This window comes from Pseudomonas sp. FG36, from assembly GCF_057809275.1.
This window is the reverse complement of record NZ_JBMDJQ010000040.1, coordinates 33,103-51,187: the sequence shown is the minus strand read 5'-3', so window position 1 is coordinate 51,187 and position 18,085 is coordinate 33,103. Positions and strand designations below refer to the sequence as shown.

General features: G+C 67.0%; 17 protein-coding genes. 6 read left to right on the top strand and 11 right to left on the bottom strand.

What is annotated here, in order from left to right; genetic code table 11:
- Nucleotides 1-61: 61 nt before the first annotated feature.
- Nucleotides 62-1,642, top strand: a complete 1,581-nt coding sequence (locus tag ACODS9_RS23165) for an aldehyde dehydrogenase (NADP(+)) (RefSeq protein ID WP_489094846.1) — start codon at nucleotides 62-64, stop codon at nucleotides 1,640-1,642.
- A gap of 77 nt (nucleotides 1,643-1,719) precedes the next feature.
- Here the strand turns inward: ACODS9_RS23165 and ACODS9_RS23160 are convergent, their stop codons facing one another.
- Together ACODS9_RS23160 and ACODS9_RS23155 are read right to left on the bottom strand one after the other, a co-directional pair.
- Nucleotides 1,720-2,469, bottom strand: coding sequence for a FadR/GntR family transcriptional regulator (locus tag ACODS9_RS23160; protein WP_023632887.1), 750 nt, complete (start codon nucleotides 2,467-2,469; stop codon nucleotides 1,720-1,722).
- 79 nt (nucleotides 2,470-2,548) lie between these two features.
- On the bottom strand, nucleotides 2,549-3,316 hold the full coding sequence (locus ACODS9_RS23155) for an AraC family transcriptional regulator (RefSeq protein ID WP_489094845.1): 768 nt from the start codon (nucleotides 3,314-3,316) through the stop codon (nucleotides 2,549-2,551).
- A 109-nt stretch (nucleotides 3,317-3,425) separates the two neighbouring features.
- On the opposite strand from ACODS9_RS23155, the gene ACODS9_RS23150 reads away from it, so the two are divergent.
- The 3 genes from ACODS9_RS23150 (at nucleotide 3,426) to ACODS9_RS23140 (ending at nucleotide 5,360) form a co-directional block, all read left to right on the top strand.
- Complete coding sequence (locus ACODS9_RS23150) at nucleotides 3,426-4,241, top strand: sulfite exporter TauE/SafE family protein (RefSeq protein WP_489094844.1); 816 nt, start codon at nucleotides 3,426-3,428, stop codon at nucleotides 4,239-4,241.
- Between the two features lie 64 nt (nucleotides 4,242-4,305).
- Nucleotides 4,306-4,956 carry a DUF998 domain-containing protein gene (locus ACODS9_RS23145; protein WP_489094843.1) on the top strand — a complete coding sequence of 217 codons (651 nt, stop codon included), beginning with the start codon at nucleotides 4,306-4,308 and terminating at the stop codon, nucleotides 4,954-4,956.
- 74 nt (nucleotides 4,957-5,030) lie between these two features.
- Complete coding sequence (locus ACODS9_RS23140) at nucleotides 5,031-5,360, top strand: hypothetical protein (protein WP_401112053.1); 330 nt, start codon at nucleotides 5,031-5,033, stop codon at nucleotides 5,358-5,360.
- A 187-nt stretch (nucleotides 5,361-5,547) separates the two neighbouring features.
- Here ACODS9_RS23140 and ACODS9_RS23135 read toward each other — a convergent pair whose 3' ends face one another.
- The 8 genes from ACODS9_RS23135 to ACODS9_RS23100 all read right to left on the bottom strand — a co-directional run bounded on the left by ACODS9_RS23135 (nucleotide 5,548) and on the right by ACODS9_RS23100 (nucleotide 14,766).
- Entirely contained in the window at nucleotides 5,548-6,867 is a 1,320-nt protein-coding gene (locus ACODS9_RS23135; protein ID WP_489094842.1) for a c-type cytochrome, read from the bottom strand.
- Between the two features lie 11 nt (nucleotides 6,868-6,878).
- Entirely contained in the window at nucleotides 6,879-8,654 is a 1,776-nt protein-coding gene (locus ACODS9_RS23130) for a GMC family oxidoreductase (protein ID WP_430944926.1), read from the bottom strand.
- A gap of 12 nt (nucleotides 8,655-8,666) precedes the next feature.
- On the bottom strand, nucleotides 8,667-9,413 hold the full coding sequence (locus ACODS9_RS23125) for a gluconate 2-dehydrogenase subunit 3 family protein (protein WP_489094841.1): 747 nt from the start codon (nucleotides 9,411-9,413) through the stop codon (nucleotides 8,667-8,669).
- Between the two features lie 203 nt (nucleotides 9,414-9,616).
- The gene (locus ACODS9_RS23120; protein WP_489094840.1) at nucleotides 9,617-10,603 is read right to left on the bottom strand and encodes a 2-hydroxyacid dehydrogenase; all 987 of its coding nucleotides are present in this window, start codon (nucleotides 10,601-10,603) and stop codon (nucleotides 9,617-9,619) included.
- A gap of 10 nt (nucleotides 10,604-10,613) precedes the next feature.
- Entirely contained in the window at nucleotides 10,614-11,891 is a 1,278-nt protein-coding gene (locus tag ACODS9_RS23115) for an MFS transporter (protein WP_046855376.1), read from the bottom strand.
- A gap of 57 nt (nucleotides 11,892-11,948) precedes the next feature.
- Nucleotides 11,949-12,908 carry a sugar kinase gene (locus tag ACODS9_RS23110; protein WP_489094839.1) on the bottom strand — a complete coding sequence of 320 codons (960 nt, stop codon included), beginning with the start codon at nucleotides 12,906-12,908 and terminating at the stop codon, nucleotides 11,949-11,951.
- Entirely contained in the window at nucleotides 12,901-13,671 is a 771-nt protein-coding gene (locus ACODS9_RS23105) for a sugar phosphate isomerase/epimerase family protein (RefSeq protein ID WP_110605639.1), read from the bottom strand. Before ACODS9_RS23105 ends, ACODS9_RS23110 begins: the two co-directional genes overlap by 8 nt.
- Nucleotides 13,672-13,743: 72 nt before the next feature.
- A complete protein-coding gene (locus ACODS9_RS23100) occupies nucleotides 13,744-14,766 on the bottom strand; it encodes a LacI family DNA-binding transcriptional regulator (protein WP_489094838.1) in 1,023 nt (340 codons plus the stop codon).
- 203 nt (nucleotides 14,767-14,969) lie between these two features.
- On the opposite strand from ACODS9_RS23100, the gene ACODS9_RS23095 reads away from it, so the two are divergent.
- Nucleotides 14,970-15,140, top strand: coding sequence for a hypothetical protein (locus ACODS9_RS23095; protein ID WP_489094837.1), 171 nt, complete (start codon nucleotides 14,970-14,972; stop codon nucleotides 15,138-15,140).
- 155 nt (nucleotides 15,141-15,295) lie between these two features.
- On the top strand, nucleotides 15,296-17,188 hold the full coding sequence (gene mrdA, locus ACODS9_RS23090) for a penicillin-binding protein 2 (protein WP_489094836.1): 1,893 nt from the start codon (nucleotides 15,296-15,298) through the stop codon (nucleotides 17,186-17,188).
- A gap of 174 nt (nucleotides 17,189-17,362) precedes the next feature.
- Here the strand turns inward: mrdA and ACODS9_RS23085 are convergent, their stop codons facing one another.
- Nucleotides 17,363-17,989: a glutathione S-transferase family protein gene (locus ACODS9_RS23085; protein ID WP_401112077.1), complete on the bottom strand. Its 627-nt coding sequence runs from the start codon at nucleotides 17,987-17,989 to the stop codon at nucleotides 17,363-17,365.
- Nucleotides 17,990-18,085: the final 96 nt, after the last annotated feature.

The following is an 18,085-nucleotide window of genomic DNA, read 5'->3' as shown; positions in this document are numbered from 1 at the left end:
GATGCAAGCGCGGGACAAGCCCGCTCCCACGCACTGGCTCATCACTCATCCTGGAGTTTCCATGCCCAATATCCTCGGCCACAACTTCATCGCCGGCCAGCGCAGCGCCCTTGGCCCGCAACGCCTGCACAGCCTCGACGCCACCAGCGGCGAAGCCCTGCCCTACAGCTTCGCCCAGGCCACCGAGGGCGAAGTCGACCGTGCCGCCCGCGCCGCCGCCGAAGCCTTCAGCGCGTTCCGCCAACTTCCCCCGGCCCGCCGCGCCGAGTTCCTCGAAGCCATCGCCGCCGAACTGGACGAACTCGACGACCACTTCGTCGCCATCGTCTGCCGTGAAACCGCCCTGCCCGCCGCGCGCATCCAGGGCGAGCGCGGCCGCACCAGCGGCCAGATGCGCCTGTTCGCCCAGGTGCTGCGTCGCGGCGACTACCTCGGCGCGCGCATCGACCTGGCGCTGCCCGAGCGTCAGCCGCTGCCACGGGTGGACATCCGCCAGATGCGCATCGGGGTCGGCCCGGTGGCGGTGTTCGGTGCCAGCAACTTCCCGCTGGCCTTCTCCACCGCCGGTGGCGACACCGCCGCGGCCCTGGCCGCCGGCTGCCCGGTGGTGTTCAAGGCCCACAGCGGCCATATGGCCACCGCCGACCTGGTGGCCTGCGCCATCCTGCGCGCCGCCGACCGCACCGGCATGCCCAAGGGCGTGTTCAACATGGTGTTCGGCGGTGGTGTCGGCGAATGGCTGGTCAAGCACCCGGCCATCCAGGCCGTCGGTTTCACCGGCTCGCTGAAAGGCGGCGACGCGCTGTGCCGCATGGCCGCCGAGCGGCCGCAACCGATTCCGGTGTTCGCCGAAATGTCCAGCATCAACCCGGTGATAATCCTGCCCGGCGCCCTGGCCAAGCGCGGCGAGACCATCGCCCGCGAACTGGCAGGCTCGGTGTGCCTGGGCGCCGGCCAGTTCTGCACCAATCCCGGGATGGTGATCGGCTTGCAGTCCCCAGGCTTCAGCCAACTGCTGGGCGAGTTGGGCCAGCACCTGGATCAGCAGGCCGGGCAGACGTTGCTCAATGCCGGCGGCCTGCGCAGTTATGTCGGCGGCCTGGAGCATCTGCAGGCCCACGCCGGCATCCAGCATCTGGCGGGGCAGCCGCAGCAAGGCGAGCAGGCCCGCGCCCAGCTGTTCAAGGCCGATGCCCGCCTGCTGGCAGAGGCCGACCCGCTGCTGCAGGAGGAGGTGTTCGGCCCGGCCACGGTGGCCGTGGAGGTCGCCGACGAGGCGCAGTTGCGCGCCGCCCTGCTCGGCCTGCGCGGCCAGCTCACCGCCACGCTGATCGGCGAGCCGGACGACTTCGAGGCCTTTGCCTGGCTGGTGCCGCTGCTCGAAGAGAAGGTCGGGCGCATCCTGGTCAATGGCTACCCGACCGGGGTCGAGGTGTGCGACGCCATGGTCCATGGCGGGCCTTACCCGGCGACCTCGGATGCCCGTGGCACTTCGGTGGGAACGCTGGCGATCGATCGCTTCCTGCGGCCGGTGTGTTACCAGAACTACCCGCAGGCTTTGCTGCCGGAGGCGTTGCGCGATGGCAACCCGTTGGGGCTGCGGCGGCTGGTGAATGGACAGTGGAGCGAAGGGGCAGTCTGACTACCTGGAAACGCGATTGGAAACGACGTGGGAGCAGGCCTGATACCGGGCTCCCACGCGTTTGACCACCTCGGACGTCAGCCCCGCTGCGCCTCGGCCTCTTCATGGGCCTGGCGCAGGCGTTCGCGGCTGTTGCTCAGGTGCATGCGCATGGCCATCTTGGCGCCTTCGCTGTCGCGTCGGGCGATAGCCTCGTAGATCGCTTCGTGCTCGTGCATCAACCGGCTCATGTAATGCGCCTGGTCGTCATGGGCCAGGCGCGCCGAGTTGAGCCGGGTACGCGGGATGATGCTGGTGCCCAGGTGATTGATGATGTCGGCGAAGTAGTGATTGCCGCTGGCCTGGGCGATGCGCAGGTGGAACTGGAAGTCCGCCGACACCGCATCCGAGGCATGGGCCGCGCCCTCGTTGAGCTCATCCAGCGCGGCGCGCATGCCGGCCAGTTGCTCGTCGCTGCGACGCTCGGCCGCGAGGCCCGCCGACTCGATCTCCAGGGCAATGCGCAACTCCAGCACCGCCAACACCTCGCGCAGGGTGACGATGGTCGCCGGGTCGATACGAAAACCCCCGGTGCTTGGGGTGTCCAGCACGAAGGTGCCGATACCGTGGCGGGTCTCGACCTGGCCTGCGGCCTGCAGCCGCGAGATGGCCTCACGCACCACGGTGCGGCTGACCCCTTCCTCGGCCATGATCTGCGATTCGGTGGGCAGCTTGTCGCCGCGCTTGAGCTGGCCGCTGCGAATGCGCTCGGTCAGCACCGTGACCAGTTCCTGGGCCAGACTGCGTGGCTTGCGCCGGGTCCGTGCCTGTACCTGCTGCTCTGTCATGCCCTGTCTGTCTGGTTGTGGAAGACAGGCGCGATGATAGCGCAAGCAGTTGTACGATCACATACGTCCGGGCGGGTTTTCATGCGCCCTGGCGCGCCGCCGAGGGCGTGTGGCCCATGACTTTGCGGTACAGGCTGGAAAATGCGCTGGGGCTCTCGTAGCCCAGGTCCAGGGCGATGGCCGTCACCGCCTCGCCCGCCGCCAGGCGTGTCACCGCCGCCATCAGGCAGGCCTGCTGGCGCCATTGGCCGAACGACAACCCGGTCTGCTCGCGAAAACGCCGGCTGAAGGTACGCGGGCTGCAGTTGAGTTGACGCGCCCAGGCCTCGGCGCGGGCATGGATCAACGGCTGCGCCAGGAACGCCTGGCACAGGGCCGCCAAACGTGGCTCCGTTGGCATCGGCGCGAACAGCGGCAGGCGCTCGGCCTGGCCCAGCTCATGCAGCAGCAGCCCCAGCAGCAGGCCGTCGCGCCCCGCCTCGTCATGCAGGGCCGGCACTTCGGCGCTGGCCAGCAACAGCTGGTGCAGCAGCGGTTCGACACGCAATGCCTCGCATAGCGGGCCCGGGCGAGGCAGCACTGTCGGCTCGATGTACAGGCTGCGGGTACTCACGCCGCGCATGCGCACCTGGTGTGGCTTGCCGGGAGGAATCCACACGCCGCTGCCGGGTGGAATGACCCAGGCGCCATCGTCGGTCAGCACCTCCATCAGCCCGCTCATCCCATACAGAAATTGCGCCCGGCGATGGACATGCCTGGGCAACAGGGTGTCGGGCGGGTAATCGGTGGCGATGGCCAGTACCGCACGGGGGGTGGCATCGATCTGGGACAGGGGAACATTGCGCATGACAACAGGCTCTGGCCGTGATGCGATTATTATTGGCCAATTGGCGCAAGCCGGCCAAGGGGCAGGTGCCTACGCTGAGAGCCCCTGTCCTGGCCCTGAGGCTGTTCCCATGCTCTACCCCCTGCTTGGCCTGTTCGGCTTGTGTGCCGGCGTCACCACGTTGCTGTTCGGCTTCGGCGGCGGGTTCTTCGCCGTGCCGCTGCTCTATGCCCTGCTGCTGACCAGCCACGGCGCCGGCACGGCCGTGGCGGAGCATGCCATGCAGATCGCCGTGGCCACCTCGGCCACGGTGATGATCTTCAGCAGCGCCCTGGCCACCTGGCGCCACCACCGCGCCGGCAGCCTGCGCTGGGACCTGGTGCGGCCCCTGGCGCCGGCCATTGCCGTCGGCGCCCTGCTCGGCGCCTGGGCCGCCCTGTACGTGACCAGCGCCTGGCTGCGCGGGTTGTTCATCGGCTATCTCCTGCTCAGCCTGCTCGATGCCTGGCTGCGCCCGGGCTTCGTCCGCACAGACGGGCAGGCACTGGCTGAAATGAGCCGTACCGGCGCAACCCTGGCCGGCCTGCCCATCGGCGCGCTGGCGGCGCTGCTTGGCGTCGGTGGCAGCGTGATGACCGTGCCGCTGATGCGCCGCCGCGGCGCCAGCATGCGCACCGCCACCGCCATGGCCAATCCGCTGTCGCTGCCCATGGCCCTGGCGGCCACGCTGGTCTACGCCCTGGTGCCGAGCAGTCAGGCTGACCTGGGTGTCGGCGTGCTCGGGCTGATCGACCTGCGCGCCGCGCTGGTGATGACAGCTGGCGCATGGTTGGGCATGCACCTGGCCGCCCCCTTGCTGGGGCGAATCCCCGACCACGTGCATGCCCGGGCCTACCTGGCGCTGCTCGCCTGCGTACTGTTGGTGATGCTGCTCGTTGGCGATTGAGCCTGGCCATCGGTCATGCCCGCGCTGTAGGCTGCGACCTGCTCTCTCCAAGGAAGGAAACCGCATGAAGACGTTCGATCGCTTGCTGCTCACCACTGGCCTGCTCATCCCGCTCTGGCTGCTGGCGGGCGTTGGCCTGACCGCCCTGGCCTATCCCGGCTACGACCATCTGCAACAGGCCATGAGCCAGCTCGGCGCGGTCGGCGCGCCGACCCATGGCTTCTCGCCCTGGGTCAACAACTTCCCCCTGGCGTTGCTCTTCGGCCTGTTCGCCTGGGGCCTGGCGCGGCGCTGGCGGTACTCGGGGCTGGCTCGGTTGAGCGCGGGGCTGGTGCTGCTGCACGCTGTCGGCAGCCTGGGTACCGGCTGGTTCCCCTGCGACCAGGGCTGCGCGCCGCTGGAGCCGTCGTTCTCGCAACAGATGCATAACCTCAGCGGCCTGCTGATGTTCCTCTCGCTGACCCTGGCCAGCGTGTTGTGGATCTGGCTGGGCAAGCGCGTGGCAGGCTCCCCGTGGCTGGGAAGGTGGTCACTGCTGTGCTCGGTGCTGGCGATGATCACCGTGGTGCTGATGGCCAAGGCCGCGCAAGGCGGTGAACTGTTCGGCCTGTACCAGCGCCTCAACTACGGCATCAGCGTGTTGTGGGTTGCCGCCCTGTCCCTGCAATCGTTGCGCTGGCGTTCCCACGATGGCCTGCAAATGGCCATCGCCTGACGGCAAACTGCTGGCCCCCAGGTGTCGAAAGCGCGGGCAAACTTCGTTTTCCTTCAGATGCTTAGGACAGCAACATGCGCGTAATTCTAGCAACCGTGGCTGGCTGCCTGCTGGCCACGACCGCCTTCGGCGCCCAGGCCCGGGCCCTGAGCCAGAACGATCGCCAGGTGTGCGGCTGGGGCGCGCAGATCGCCGCCGAGGCGCAACAGGCCAAGCTTTCCGGGGTGACCCTGTATGCCACGCGCAAGAAGCTGCAGGTACGCAAGTTCGCCAAGCCATGGATGCGCATGACGGCGTTCGGGATCACCGAGCAGACGTACAACAGCCGCTCGCGGCTGAAGCCGGCTGCGATCAAACAGACGTATTACGAGCAATGTGCCCAGCACGCAGTTTCTAAAAAATAATTCATATAATTCAAATAGTTATGAGTTATATGAAATGTAATTTATTAGCACATGTTGAAGTGATTTCGAGGTATTCAGCGGCGTAATCGGCAACCGGTGGGAGCGGGCTTGCCCCGCGATCTGGCCAAGCGGCCATCGCGGGACAAGCCCGCTCCCACAACACCTCCCTGTCAATCGAGCCTGCCGATCAAGGCTCCGCAATCCCCGTGGTATCGCCGATCAGCGTCTGCGCCTTGAGCGGCACCGGTGCCGCCTTGCGCAGCGCCGCCACCTGCCCCGCGGTCACCGCCACGGCCTGGTTACCCCAGCTGCTGCGAATGAAGTTGACCACATCGGCCACTTGCTGGTCCGACAGCCGCCAGCCGAAGCCGGGCATGCTGAACGTCGACGGCGCGCTCGCCGTGGCCGGTAGGGTCGCGCCTTCCAGCACGATGTGGATCAGCGAGGTGGCATCCTGCCCCTGCACCACCGGATTGCCTGCCAGCGCCGGGAATACCCGGGCATAGCCCTGGCCGTCGGTACGGTGGCAAGCCCCGCAGTTGTCCACGTACAACGCCGCGCCCGTCTTGCCGTCATTGCCTTGCCACAGCGCCTGGGCCACGCTGGGGTCCGCCTGGAACGGCTGGTCATCAGGGTTGCTCGGCGGCAAGGTCTTCAGGTAGCGGGCAATGGCCGTCAGGTCGGCATCGCTCATGTACTGCATGCTGTGCTCGACCACGTCGCTCATGCCGCCGAACACCGCGGTGCGGTCGTTGCGGCCGGTCTTGAGGAAGGCGACGATCTGCGCCTCGTTCCAACTGCCCAGGCCGTCCTTGTGGTCGCCGCGCAGGCTCTTGGCGATCCAGCCCTCGAGCGGTGCGCTGCCGGCCAGGAAGGCGTCGCCGTCGGCGGTATCCAATGCCTTTTCCTGCATGGTGATCGCCCGTGGCGTATGACAGGCGCCACAATGGCCCAGCCCTTCGACCAGATAGGCACCCCGCGCCACCACCGGATCGCGCCCTGCGGCTTCGAACGGCTTGACCTCGGGCGCGAACAACCCACGCCAGAACGCCAGCGGCCAGCGCATGCTCAATGGCCAAGGGATGTCGCTGGCCTTGTTCTGCTGCGCCACAGGCTGCACGCCGTGCATGAAGTAGGCATACAGCGCCTGCATGTCCTGATCGCTGACCCGGGCATAGGACGGGTATGGCATTGCCGGATACAGCGTACTGCCATCCTTGCCGATGCCCTGGCGCACGGCGCGCTCGAAGTCTTCGTAGCGGTACTGGCCGATGCCGCTGGCGTGCGGGGTGATATTGGTCGAATACAGGGTGCCGATCGGCGTCTCCATCGGCAGCCCGCCGGCGAAGGGCTTGCCGCCCTTGGCGGTGTGGCAGGCCACGCAGTCGCCGGCACGGGCCAGGTACTCGCCCTGCTTGACCAAGGCTGGATCGACGCCGTCGGCGGCGTGCAGCAAGGTGCTCGCACCCAGGCCGAGCATGGCGATGAACAGTGTCTTGAGTTTCATGACCGGCCTCCTCATGCCTGCACCAGTGGGCCGGGGTTCTTCAGGTAGCGCTCGCGGATCGCCCGTGCCGACCAGTAGGTCAACGCCGCCACCAGGCCGGTGGGGTTGTAGCCCAGGCCCTGGGGGAAGGCCGAGGCGCCGGGCACGAACACGTTGTGCACGTCCCAGCATTGCAGGTAGCGGTTGAGCGCGCTGGTCTTCGGGTCGGTGCCCATGATTGCGCCGCCATTGAGGTGGGTGGTCTGGTAGGTGGAGGCATCGAAGTGCTGGCCGAAGGCCTTTTTCCCCGCGCTGATCGCCTTGGGCCCCATGGCTTCGGCGATCTTGCCCATGCGCTCGACCATGAAACGGTTCATCTTCACGTCGTTGTCCTTCCAGTCGAAGGTCATGCGCAGCAACGGCTGGCCGTAGGCGTCCTTGTACACCGGGTCCAGGTCGAGGTAGTTGTCGCGGTAGGACTGGTGCGCGCCGTGGGCGTCCATCGACAGCATGTGCCGGTAGCTGTCGGCCACCGCGGCCTTCCAGCCACTGCCCCATTTCGGCGTGCCCGGCGGCACCTTGGTACCGGAGATCGGCTTGGCGCCCGCCTGGTTGACCCAGAACGGCGAGCCACCGACGAAACCGTGGGGCCCATGGTCGAAGTTGTCGGCGTTGAAATCGTCCACTGCCACACCGTTGCCGCCGGCACCGATGAAGGGGTTGGTATGGTGGCTGTCGCGGTCGAAGAACGCGGTCACGGTGGAGATGTTCTGGTAGGCAAAGTTGCGCCCCACCACGCCTTGGTTGCTGACCGGATCGTAGGGTTTGCCAATGCCCGAGAGCAGCATCAGGCGCACGTTGTTGTACTGGAAGGCGCCGAGGATCACCAGGTCGGCCGGTTGCTCGACCTCTCGCCCCTGGCTGTCGACATAGGTCACGCCGGTGGCCAGGCGCTTGTCCTCGGTCAGGTTGACCCGCAGCACATGGGCATTGTTGCGCAACTCGAAGTTGGGCACCTGGCGCAGGGCCGGCAGGATGTTCACGTTGGGCGAGGCCTTGGAGTACATGTAGCAGGCATAGCCGCTGCAGTAACCACAGAAGTTGCACGGTCCCATCTGCGCGCCGTACGGGTTGGTGTAAGGCCCGGAGGTGTTGGCCGACGGCAGGTTGTAGGGGTGATAGCCGACTTCACGGGCGGCCTTCTCGAACAGTTGCGCCGACACGGTGTTCTTCTGCGCCACCAGCGGGAAGTCGCTGGAGCGGTCGGCGGCGAACGGGTTGCCGCCCTTGTCGCGGCCCACCACCTGGCCCTTGATCGACCAGGCCGTGCCGGAGGTGCCGAACACCTTCTCGGCGAAATCGAAGTACGGCTCCAGCTCTTCGTAGCTCACGCCGAAGTCCTGGATGGTCATGCCTTCGGGGATGAAGGCCTTGCCGTAGCGCTCCTCGTAGTGGCTGCGCAGGCGCAGCTCCACCGGGTCGACGCGAAAATGCACGCCGGACCAGTGCAGCCCCGCCCCACCCGTGCCGGTGCCGGGCAGGAAGGCGCCGAACTGGCGATACGGCACGGCCACGTCGTTGACGCTGTGGCGCAGGGTCACGGTCTCGCGGGAGATGTCCATGAACAGCTTCTTGCGCGAGTTGTAGGTCAGCTCGTCCATGGTCTGCGGGTAGACGCCATCCGGGTAGGTGTCCCGGGCCGGGCCTCGCTCCAGGGCAACCACCTGCAGGCCGGCCTCTGTCAGCTCCTTGGCCATGATCGCCCCGGCCCAGCCGAACCCGACGATGACTACATCGACTTTTTTCATCTGGCTCATGCTTCAACCCCGCTCGCCGCTGATGGAGACCGGCGGGAACGGATAACGCTCGTCGCGCTCCACCCAGTCCATGAAATCGGCGCGGGCGCCTGGGAAGCCCACCAGCTTCCAGCCGACCAACCCCTGGTTGCCGCCGTGCAGCGGATCACTGAAAAAGCCTTCGCGGGTGTTGAGCCAGAGCATGTTGAAGAAGGTGGCCGCCGGCAACGAGGCAAACGTCGCCGTACCGCCGTCCAGGGCCTCCAGTACCCGCTGCTGGCGCGCAAGATCGAGCTGGGCGAACGCCTTGCCGAACTGCGCCTTGCACCAGGCGTCGGTCTCGGCGATGCCCAGCCGGTAGATCTCCTGGGGGTTGAGCTTGAGCTGGTAGCCCAGCTCGCTGGGGGCGTCGGGGTGGAATGGCCCCTGCATGTACCACAGCCCGCCACTGCCGTAGCGGGTGTTGAGCTGGCGGTCGATGAACTCGGGCACGCCGGCATCGGCCGCGCCCGCGCCGAGGGCATCAGTGGGGATGAGCACGGCCACGGCGGCGCTGACGAAGGCCCACTCCTCCTGGGTGAAGAAGGTCGGCTGGTAGGCGCGCGCGGTAGCCGGCCGGGCCGGTTCGGCAGGTGCCGGGGTGGCGCTGTCGGCGAGCACTGCACCGCCCAGTCCCGTGCTGGCGAGGGTCGCCACCGGGATCAGGGTCAGGGATTGGCGCAGGAACGCCCGGCGCGCCGGTTGCACGGAGGCGGGTTGGTCCTTGGACATGAGGATGTCTCTCTGTTGATCAGGTCATACGGGAATCGTCGCCCTTTTCGCCAATCGATATCCCGGCGCCGGTCGCCCAAGACAGCGCTGTCTTGCGCGGCCAGCCTTGAATTGTCAAGGGGTCGCAGAGCGACCCCGGGATCTCGAACCAGACAAAGGCTGTTGTTTTGGTAGACATGAGGCAAGCGCGACGCTCACCAGGTTCAGTTGTTTCGCCGCTCCCAGGCCACAGGGTTGACCAGGTTCGCCGGCCGCTCGCCGGCCAGCGCGGTCAGCAGGTTGTCCACTGCGCAGCGGGCCATGGCTTCGCGGGTCTCCAGCGTGGCCGAGCCGATATGCGGGGTGACCACCAGGTTGTCCAGTTGCAGCAGCGGCGAATCGGCCACCAGCGGCTCCTGCACGAACACGTCCAGCCCGGCGCCGCGAATGCGCCGCTCGGCCAGGGCCTGGAGCAAAGCCGCCTCGTCCAGCACTCGGCCACGGGAGATGTTCACCAGGATCGCCGATGGCTTCATCAGCGCCAGCTGTGGCGCGCCGATCAGGTTCTCGGTCGCGGCGGTCAACGGCAGGCACAGGCAGACGAAATCGGACTCGGCCAGCAACGCATCAAGGCTGCGATAGCCGGCGTCGAACCGCGCCTCCACTTCGGGCCGCGGCTGACGGGTGTGGTACAGCACGCGCATGCCGAAACCGGCATGCGCGCGTCGGGCCAGGGCCTCGCCGATACGGCCCATGCCGACGATGCCCAGGGTCTTGCCCTGCACGTCGCAGCCGAACTGCGCCGGCCCGATCCCGGCCCGCCAGTGGCCGGCGCGAATCCAGCCGTCAAGCTCGACCACGCGCCGGGCACAGGCCAGGATCAGCGCGAAACCGGTGTCGGCGGTGGTTTCAGTGAGCACGTCGGGGGTGTTGGTCAGCAGCACCCCGCGCTGATCCAGCGCCTCGATATCGTAGTTGTCCACGCCCACCGACACGCTGGAGATCACCTCCAACTGCGGCGCCAGGTCAAGCAGCGCGCGGTCCAGGCGTAGACTGGCGCCCAGCAGGCCATGGGCGCCCGGCAGCGCCGCGCGCAAGCGCGCCAGGCCATCGGCGGCCGGCGCTTCCACCAGGGTCACCTCTGCCTGCGCGTGCAGGCGCGCCATCAGTTCATCGGACAGGCGTTTGTAGGCGACGATGCGCTTTTTCATGCTGAGGCTCCTATCGGCTCGGCGCCAGGCTGTGCCGGCGCGCCTGTTGCAAGGGGTTGAGGACGGCGGTCAGGGCCACGGCCAGCAGCAGTGCACCGCACATGAACAGGTACGAGGCGCCGGGGCCGCCGGTGACACCATTGAGGTAGCCGACCAGGTACGAGCCCGAGAACGAGCCCAGCGCGCCCATGCTGTTGATCAGCGCCATGGCGCCGCCGGCGACGTTGGCCGGCAACAGTTCGGGAACGATCGCGAAAAACGGCCCGTAGGGCGCGTACATGCAGGCGCCGGCGATCACCAGCAAGGCGTATGACCACCAGAAGTGCTCGGTACCCAGGGCATAGGAGCCGTAGAACGCCAGCGCGGCGATCAGTAGCGGGGGCCAGACGAAGCGCTTGCGCTTCTGCAGGCGGTCCGAGGCCCACGACACCCCGAGCATGGCCAGCACCGCCCCCAGGTAGGGCACCGCCGACAGCCAGCCGGCGGTGACGATGTCCAGCGCGGCGGCCTGCTTGAGGATCGACGGCAGCCAGAGGACGAAGCCATACACGCCGATGCTCCAGCAGAAGTACTGCAACGACAGGATAATCACCGTGGGCGAGCGGAATGCCTCGGCATAGTTCTTCACCGGCTTGATGCCCTGCTGCTCGGCGTCCAGCGCTTGGCGCAGCGCAGCCTTCTCCCGGGCATCGAGCCACTTGGCCTGCTCCGGTCGGTCATCGACCAGGCGCCACCAGATGAACGCCCAGAGAATGGCCGGCGCGCCCTCGATGATGAACATCCAGCGCCAGTCGAACTGCTGCACCAGGTAACCCGAGACCACCGACATCCACAGGATGGTCACCGGGTTGCCGAGGATCAGGAAGGTGTTGGCCCGCGAGCGCTCGGCACGGGTGAACCAGTGACACAGGTAGATGAGCATGGCCGGCATCACCGCCGCCTCGACCACGCCCAGGAGAAAGCGGATGGCGATCAGCCAATAGACGTCGTGGACGATCCCGGTCAGCGTGGCCAGCCCGCCCCAGAGGATCAGGCTGGCGAAGATCAGCTTCTTCACGCTGCGCTTCTGCGCGTACAGGGCGCCCGGCACCTGGAAGAAGAAGTAGCCGAGGAAGAACAGCGCGCCGAGCAGCGACGACAGCGCCGGGGTGATCTTCAGGTCGTCGGCCATGCCCGAGGCCGCGGCGAAGCCGTAGTTGGCCCGGTCGAGGTAGGCCAGGCTGTAGGTGATGAAGACGATGGGCATGATGTACCACCAGCGTCTGGGTGCGAGTCGATCGATCTGCATGGGTGTTCTCCTGGTCTTGTTGTTCTTGTCACATCAGGTTGCGCACAGGTCGGCGCTTCAGCGTGCTTCGCGCGCAGGGTTTTCGTGGTGGTCCAGTTCATGACGTTGTGGCAGGCCTTCCATGTCGCCGCGGCTCTGCACCGCGCGGCTGCCGCACCAGTTGCCGCGGGCCACGGCGCGGCGCAGCGGCAAGCCTTCGAGCAAGGCGCTGATCACCCCGACGGCGAAGGCATCGCCCGCGCCCACGGTGTCCACTACCCGGGCGACCGGCTGGCCGGGCACCACGCCATGGGCACCCTGGGCATCGCGCCAGTAGGCGCCTTCGGCCCCCAGCTTGATCGCCACGTATTGCACGCCCTGCTCAAGGTAGAACTCGGCGATGGCCTGCGGCGACTGCCGGCCGGTGAGCAGGCGCCCCTCCTCCAGCCCTGGCAGCACCCAGTCGGCCTTGGCCGCCAGGGCGTTGACCTCGCGCACCATGGTCTGCCGGTCGGGCCACAGCGAGGGACGCAGGTTGGGGTCGAAGGAAATGCTGCGGCCATTGGCTCGCATGCCATCCAGCAACTGGTGGCAAAGTTCGCGGCAACTGCCTGAAAGCGCCGCCGGAATGCCCGTGGCATGCAGGTGCCGGGCCTGCAACAACGCCGGCCGCACCAGCGCGGGCGACAGCCGACTGGCCGCCGAGCCACGGCGGAAATACTCGACTTTCGGATCGCTGCCATCGTCGCAGCGCTCCTTGAGCTGGAACCCCGTGGGGTGCCCGGCATCGACCTCGACACTGGAACAGTCCAGGCCTTCGCGGCGCAGGCTGTCGAGCACGAAGGCACCGAGCGAGTCGTCACCGACCCGGCTCAGCCATTGCACCCGCAGGCCCAGGCGTGACAGGCCGATGGCCACGTTGCTGTCGGCACCGGCGATGCGTTTGCCGAAGCCCTCGACCTGGGCCAGGTCGCCCGGCTGCGCCGCCACGAACATGGCCATGGTTTCACCGAAGCACAGCACGTCATGCTCAGCCATGGCACACCTGCCCTTCCAGCTCGGCCAGTTGCGCGACCTGGCGCGCAGTCAGTGCCAGCAGGTCCTCGCCGGCCAGGGGGTACTCGATGGCACGCGGCAGGCCAGGGGCGAAATGCGTCATCAATTCGCGCCACTGGGCCAGGTCGAGGTCCTCGGGCACCACGGCCACCAAGCGCCCGTCGGCGCGGCGCGCTACCGCCTTGCAGTGCACGTAGCGCACCCAACGCCCCAGCAATTGCGCGGCCAGCAGCGGCGACTCGTCGTGCCAGTACCAGTTGCCGATGTCGAAGGTCATGCCCGGCGCCACGCCTTGCGCCTGGGCCTCGCGAAAAAACTTCACCAAGGTCTGCAGGCGCCCACCGTAGGGCGTCTGGTCGTTTTCCACGTACAGCGCCGTCTTGTGTTGCAACAGTGGCGCCAGCGCCGGCAAATCGCAGCCATCCTGGTAATGACCCAGCGACACCTTGAGCGCCACCGCGCCGATCTCACTCGCCAGCTGCAGACGCTGGGCAATCGCGGGCTCCAGGCTGCCGTCCTCGCGCCACAGTTCCAGTGGCGTGGAGTAGAGACTCTGCAGGCCATGCTCGGCGGCCAGGTTGGCCAGGGTAGCGGCATCAGGCGCGGCGTCGAACAGCTCCTCGCGCCACTCCACCCGCCGCGCACCCGCCGCAGCGAGCAACGGCAGGTAGCTGGCCTGGCCCAACCGCCTCACGGCGTCGGCCCCGAAACTCGACAAGCTGATGGAAACAGTGTGCGTGCGCATCGTGGTAGTCCTTGTTCTTGTGGATGAAACCGGTTTCATTTTTCCCCGGCAACAACGGCGCCCGCGACGCCGTCAGTGTTGTGATCGGGTAGAGCCTCGCGCAATGAGCTGCGCGCGCAAATCCAGGCGCCGGGCCGGCAGAGGGCTGCCTTGCAGGCGCTCCAGCAGGCACTGGAACGCCGCCGCGCCAATGCGCCCGGTGGGTTGCGCCAATGCGCTGATGCCGTCGCCCACCAGCGGATACCAGTCCAGGTCATCCAGCGCCAGCAGGCCCAGGTCCTGGAACAGCGGCCCGCCCCTGGCGTGCAGCACCCGCACCAGCTCCAGGGTGGCGACACCATTGCAACTGAACAGCGCCTGCGGGCCATGCCCTGCCCCGGCGATGAACGCGCCCAGCTGCTCGGCAAGGCCCGGCCCCACCTCCAGCACCTGCCCGCGCAACCCACGGCGCCGGGCGATGGAGGCCTGGAAGGCATCCACGCGCTCCTGCCGCGAGCTGGTGCCATCGAGTGGCTCGGTGACGGCGAGGATGTCGCGATAACCGTTGTGTTCAAGGTGATCGAGCGCCTGCTCGACGGCGTCACTGTTGTCCAGGCCCACCAGATCGACCGGCAGGCCCGCCAGTTGCCGGTCGACCAGCACCATGGGCAGGTCGCGGGCCAGACTGGCCAGCTCCCCGGCACGGTGGCCCAGGGTGTTCACGATCAGGCCGTCGACGTTGTACGCCTGCAGGGCCTGCAGCTGGCTGCGCTCCTGGGCGTCGTCACAGTCGGTGTTGCACACCACCAGGCTGTAGCCGTGCTGGCGACAGGCCGTCTCGACAGCGTGCATCACCGCCACGGAATAGGGGTTGCGGATATCCGCCAGGAGCATGCCGATCAGCCCGGTGCGGCCGCGCTTGAGGGCACTGGCCATGCGGTTGGGGCGATAGCCCAGGCGCTCGACGACGGCTTCGATCCGCTGCGCGGTGGCCGCGGCGAGCAGTTGCCGATCCTCGCCCATATAGCGCGAGACGGTTGCCTTGGAGACGCCGGCCGCCTTGGCGACCTCGCTGATAGTGACCCGCCCGCGGACGGGAACTGCGTCTTTATCCACCCCTGAGCCCTTCTTGTAGGTGTTTGTGCAGGGTTGATGAAACCGGTTTCAATGAAATCAGGGATGGCCCATGCCGTCAAGTGGCGGGCTTTGTGCCAAAGCAGGCGCATACACTGCCAAACCCTCCCTCCTGCCCTGTACCTCGGCCTTCGGAGCGGTATGGTGACACTTCGGACTTCGCTCGCCCTGCCCTGGAGATCGCCATGACCGCAGTGTTTCGTATCAGCCTGGTGCTAATGCTCGCCGGCATGGGGATGGGGGATATCGTGGTGGCCAGTGTCGGGCTGCTGGGCCTGTGCGCAGGGGCCGTGGTGCTCAGCATTCGCCAGGATGCGGTTGTTCAGCCGACAAGAGAATCGGAGTTCATTGCCTAGGCCTGTGCCCACATGAAAGAAGCTTCATGATTGCCGCAGAGCCCCTGCCTGCGGGCCAGAGCAATGCCTGGCCAGCAGTGCGCGGGGCGCTGCGCCTTGAGCCTCACCGCCTGCCCGCGTAGCATCGCCGCCCCACCCGCCGCTCCCCTGTGCTCATGCCGCAACCCATTCCCCTAAAGGACCACGAAAAGGAAAAGCACCTGGTCAACCGCCGGCTGCTGGCCTGCGCCCTGCTGGTGCTCGGCCTGGTGGCGGTACTGGTAGGCCGGCTCTACGTGCTCCAGGTGTTGCAGCACGACCAGCAGTCGGCGGTGTCGGAAAACAACCGCGTGCACGTGCTGCCGATCCCGCCCGAACGCGGCCTGATCTACGATCGCAATGGTGTGGTACTGGCCGACAACAAGCCCAGCTTCAACCTGACCATGACCCGCGAGCGGGCCGGCGATTCGAAGAAGGTGCTCGACAACCTGGCGCAAGTCCTGGGATTGTCCGAGGACGACCGCCAGCAGTTCGACAAGGACCTGCGCCGCGGCCGCAAGCCGTTCGAGCCGGTGACCCTGCTGGTCGGTCTGAGCGAGGAGCAGATCGCCCTTATCGCGGTCAACCAGTTCCGCCTGCCGGGGCTGGAGGTGGAGCCGCAATTCATTCGCGAGTACCCCTTGGCCGAACACTTCGCCCATTCGGTCGGCTACGTCGGACGCATCAACGAGAAGGAAGCCAAGAGCCTCGACAGCACCGCCTACCGTGGCACCCAGTCCATCGGCAAGACCGGCATCGAGCGTTTCTACGAGGACCAGCTGCACGGCCAGGTAGGCTACGAGGAAGTCGAGACCAACGCCCAGGGCCAGGTTATGCGCGTGCTCAATCATCACGACCCGGTGCCCGGCAAGGACATCGTGCTGAGCCTCGACGCCCACCTGCAGCAAGCCGCCGAGAAGGCCCTGGGCGATCGCCGCGGCGCGGTGGTGGTGCTCGACCCGGCCAACGGCGACGTGCTGGCGATGGTCAGCAACCCGGCGTTCGACCCCAACCTGTTCGTCAAGGGCATCAGCTTCAAGCAGTACGCCGCCCTGCGCGACTCCATCGACCGGCCGCTGTTCAACCGCGTGCTGCGCGGGCTGTACGCCCCAGGCTCGACGGTCAAGCCCGAGGTGGCTATCGCCGGCCTCGACAGCGGCGTGATCACCCCCGGCAGCCGGGTGTTCGACCCTGGCTACTACGAGCTGCCCAACTACGAGCACAAGTACCGCAACTGGAACCGCACGGGCGATGGCTGGGTGGACCTGTACAGCGCGATCATGCGCTCCAACGACACCTACTTCTACGACCTGGCGCACAAGCTGGGCATCGACCGCCTGCACGACTACATGGCCGAGTTCGGCCTCGGCCAGAAGGTCTCGCTGGACATGTTCGAGGAAGCCGCGGGGCTGATGCCGTCCCAGGCGTGGAAACGCGCCACCCGGCGCCAGGCCTGGTTCCCCGGCGAAACGCTGATTCTCGGCATTGGCCAGGGCTACATGCAGGTGACCCCGCTGCAGCTGGCCCAGGCCACCAGCCTGCTGGCCAGCAAGGGCGTGTGGCACCGCCCGCACCTGGCCCTGACCATCGGTGGCCAGGCGCCGGTCGACCCGCATCCGATGGCGGATATCGTACTGCACGACAGGCATGCCTGGGACCAGGTCAGCCAGGGCATGCAGATGGTCATGCACGACCCGCGCGGCATCGCCCGCGCATCCGCCGCCGGCGCCCAGTACCGCATCGCCGGCAAGAGCGGCACCGCGCAGGTGGTGGCGATCAAGCAGGGTGAGCGCTACAACCGCAACAAGACCCTCGAGCGCCACCGCGATAACGCCCTGTTCGTCGGTTTTGCCCCGGCCGATCACCCCGCGCTGGTGGTGGCGGTGATGATCGAGAACGGTGAAGCCGGTGGCCGGGTGGCGGGGCCGGTGGTGCGGGAGGTGATGGATGCGTATCTGCTGGATGAGCAGGGGCATTTGAAAGAGCGGTATGCCGGAGTGCAGCAGCCCAGGAACATCCCGCACAGCTAGTGTCCTGTCGCGGAAATAAGCTGTTCACTTTTGGCGGCGTCTTGGGCGCCCGGCCCGCGTTGCCACTCCTCGCCATAGCCCTGCTATGACTCGTCGCGGCGCCTTGGCCGAACACCCAAGCCACTCGCCAAAAGAGAACGTATTTCCGAGACAGGACACTAGGGTCGCGTTGCCTCAACCAGCGGCTTTCGGCATCAGGTCATAGGGGTGCTTCCACCCTGGCACATCCTGGATTCGCTGCTTCCAGGCCTCGATATGCCCGAACTCGGCAACCGCCAGGCCGGTATCCTCGGGCATGTACACATAGCCCGCCAGGGAAAGATCGGCGATGGTCAGCCGCCCACCCACCATGAACGGCGTCTTCGCCAGGTGCGCATCGACGATCTGGTACGCCGCCCTGGCCCGCTCGCGCAGGAAGCGGGTGACATCCGACTCGCCCATCTGCTTCAGGCAGTAGATGAAGCGCAATGCCGCGTAGTAGCTGGTGAACTTGTGGTTGTCGAACAGCATCCAGCGCCAGATCTCGCGCTTCTCGTGATCGTCACGCGGGCCGAACTGGCCGGTGCGCTCGGCCAGGTAGTCGAGGATCAGCGCCGATTGGGTAAGCTTCTCGCCGGCATGTTCCAGCACCGGCACCTCCCCTTGCTCGTTGACCGCGTCACGCCAGTCTTGCCCACGGGTCTGGCCATGGAAGAAATCGACGAACACCGGCGCCCAATCCTGGCCGGTGAGTTCCAGCATCAGCGCGGCCTTGTAGGCGTTTCCCGACTCGGCAAAGCAGTGGAGCGTGTATTCGGCCATGGCATCCGGTTCCTTTGATTGGCAGGCTGCAGGACAGCGAGCAAATCATGTGCACAGGCCGGGGTCAATGTGGCAAGGAACTCCTGACACCCGGCG